The organism is Rhodococcus sp. MEB032 (assembly GCF_030208925.1).
In the GTDB taxonomy this organism is placed as follows: domain Bacteria; phylum Actinomycetota; class Actinomycetes; order Mycobacteriales; family Mycobacteriaceae; genus Rhodococcus_F; species Rhodococcus_F qingshengii.
Genome location: NZ_JARVSY010000038.1, coordinates 1 through 3,054, shown reverse-complemented (window position 1 = coordinate 3,054; position 3,054 = coordinate 1). Strand labels below are relative to the sequence as shown.

Genomic DNA, 3,054 nt, shown 5'->3' with positions numbered 1-3,054 from the left:
ATCAGGCGAGGACAGTCAGGCCGTGCGGACGGTTGTTGAACGACTCGCAACCGTCCGCGGTCAAGGCAGCGGGTGCGAGCGCCATTTCGGCCGACCACGAGGTCTGTCGCGGCAGATGGATTGACGGACATTTCTTGATCCCAGAAGTGCTCCAAAGCTCCTTGAGCGATGTGGGCTGGGTGATTGACAACCTTGCTGCGTACATGAAAGGCGTGGCGGGGGTCTTAGAGAATCGCATACACGTAGCTTTGGGTTTCGACATAGCCGCAGGGAGAAGTGTTTTCCTGGATTTCGTCGTAAGGTCATCCCCCTTTCCTGTGGTTGCCCCGGCAGTGGTGGAATCGAATAACTGGCGGCTCTACACGGGCTACCCCGCAGTGGATTGGCTAATCGTCGCTAACTTGAGCGTCGCAGTCATCCACGAGAAAGGCAACGGCGTGGGAATTCGAACCTTGGGTGTTGCGCGGCGCAGAGCGAGGACTGTTCGGGCCCGACTTGTTTGTCTGGAGCGATCTCTATTCCAAGCCACTCGACATCGGAAGTGAAGGCACATGGGTGGACGGTGGTCACCGCGCCGCTTTGATCGCAGCAGCGGGAGCGCATCACGTTGTCATAGCCGATTGAGCTAGGCGGCCAACATGGGCGTGACCGAGGTGTGTGCTTTGAAACCTAGGACATCGTCACACCCCGAAAAGCGAACGCCTATAACATGTTTCAGCCGGTCGCGCCCATTCGCCCTCGGCGGTCGCGTTACATAACGGAACGCGTGTCTACGCATTCCCTAAGGCGCGCAGCCGTCAATAGTTGTGGGAAGCCCGCATCTTGAATGTCGAAGAGTGCGCCGACAAGTTTCGAGCCGACACGGCATGAAGCAAGAAGGCCGTAGGACTCCATGACGTTTCTCGGATCTGGACGGCAATGCCCAGTGGAGCTACCTGAACGAGCGACTGGATTGTCCGAATCACGCGTCGAGCCCGCGGGCGGCGCCGATGCCGTTTAGATCGCGGAAAAGAACCGAATGAAGGCCCGCCTGCCTAAGGCACTCAAAGCCGTGCTCGAGGAGTTCCCTCGCCGCCGGAGATGTCCGAGAAGCTCTGAATCAGAATGTGTTTCGTGCAAGCGGCAACAAAACGCTATGAATCGCACCCGATCGAGATGCTGCGAACTCGGCAAGACTTGCGTCCCACGCATGCCGACGCTCACGACCGATGTGCGGTTGACGTTCTTGGGTAGCCTACCCAAGAACGTGGTCAGGAGATGATCATCTGCTCGCTGCCGATCTTCACCTACGGAATGGTCACTCTCACCGTGTCTCCCGCCCGCCTATGCAAAGCCTCCGGCCTCGATCCTCGTTTCTTTCGTGGCCGCGGACCGACTACGAGCCGCGGCCGATCACGTGGTGCGCACCGACTAGAGAACAGACGGAGCTGACCTACTCTCGTATATACGCCTAGCGCGCGACCCGGAGACCAGGGAGACAATGAGCGAGGACCGCACTCGTGACGATTCAGTGTCGATCATGATGGTGGACAACGAGACCACCGCAGCCGCCTGGGCCCGGCGATCTACGAGAGCTCACACCTTCCCGAGGCCGAGATGCACGTCTGAGCCGAACTGAGGCGAGCAGTACACGATCCTTGGTCTTCACCGGCGATAGTGGCATTTCGGTGTCGAGGCTCTGTTCTGGTTGATCGATACCGAGCCAGTCTTCAGACGCTTTGTCGTGTGGTGAGCCTTGGAGGTGTCGCGAGTCCAGATGCCCGCCGCGAGGACGTAGATGGAAATGTTTGCGGTGGTGATTGTCCGTCGTCCGCGTTGAACGGCAGCGCCGCCACGACCGGTCCGAAGATCTCCTCCTGAACGATGGAGAAGTCGGGCTTGACGTCAACGAAGACGGTCGGCTCGACGAAGTAGCCTATCGGTCCGAGTTGGGTGGTGGGATCGAGTCCTGGCCCGATCTTGACCTGGCTTGCAGCGTGCGCGACAGCCTCGGTGAACTTCTCGAAGATGGTGTCCTCGACGCACGACGAGTACCCGCAAACGCAGCACTGTCCGTGGTTGAACAGCCACGCGTTGAGCGAACCCTCCACCGCGGAATCGAAATCCGCATCGGTGAGCACGATGTGGAGCTCACTATAGAGCTGGATCTGGCTAGCGGCAGATTGTGGGTAGTCGATTTATCTCGAGGTTGTGCGTCGAGTCGTGGGTGCTGTGGGTGGGCGGATGTTGGATGTTGAATCGGTGGAAACCCTCCGGCCGTGATCGGAAGCACGGAGCTTGGTTGCTATATTCAACAGCAGTTCGAGCGATGTTGTGGATAGCCCATTCGCGGCCCGCAGTAGCTCTCTGAACGCTGAGTCGCAAAGCAGCTCTACGATTTTGGCGTCGTCTTTCTCGATGAGGGTACGGTCCCCGGCCCAGCAAGAGGTGAAGAAGTGGTCGGAGGAGACGCCGAAATAGTTGGCCAGCGCAGTCACGACATCATCGGACGGGCTCGTGCGGACTCCACTGCGCAACTGCGACAGATACGGTGCCGAGATCCGGCATCCGCGGTCGAGAAAAGCTCTCGCCACGGCGCCGTTGGTCGGTTGTGGATTCGAGGCTGCGAACAACTCGTTCAAACGGACCTGGAAAGTGTTCTTGTTTTCGTCAGATACATGTCTGACCATCACCCACCCATCTCCTTTTTCTTCGTTCGTGCGCGATGCTTTCTCGCGCTGCATTTCACTGCTGCAATTTCGACGGGTCGATTCTCGCGGCGATTGCCGGATCTGTCCTGTCATGGTGTTGGTAATGCACTGATGGCATGCCCAGACATTTGCATGCAATGGACCAAGTGAGGGGTCCGTATGGTTGTTCGGCCTCGATCGTCTGCCTTCGGTGGACCGGTAACTACGCGGCATCCCGCAGCGTATTGACACTGACGGTGTTTCGGTTCGTACTCGTCGGTAGGCTCCTGTTCTGGTGGGCGTTCACTCGGTCCGACATTCTCGTTGACGGGGGCCGAAGGCCCTACTTGCCGCGGATGGCGTCGAATACCTTGGGGTCGACCAG

General features: G+C 58.7%; 1 protein-coding gene and 1 pseudogene. Both read right to left on the bottom strand.

The features are described 5' to 3' along the window. Positions 1-1,642 precede the first annotated feature (1,642 nt). Positions 1,643-2,126, bottom strand: a pseudogene (locus tag QRN54_RS28750) (aldehyde dehydrogenase family protein); the annotation flags it as partial. Positions 2,127-2,177: 51 nt separating this feature from the next. Then, positions 2,178-2,783 carry a helix-turn-helix domain-containing protein gene (locus tag QRN54_RS28745; protein ID WP_181992028.1) on the bottom strand — a complete coding sequence of 202 codons (606 nt, stop codon included), beginning with the start codon at positions 2,781-2,783 and terminating at the stop codon, positions 2,178-2,180. Positions 2,784-3,054: the final 271 nt, after the last annotated feature.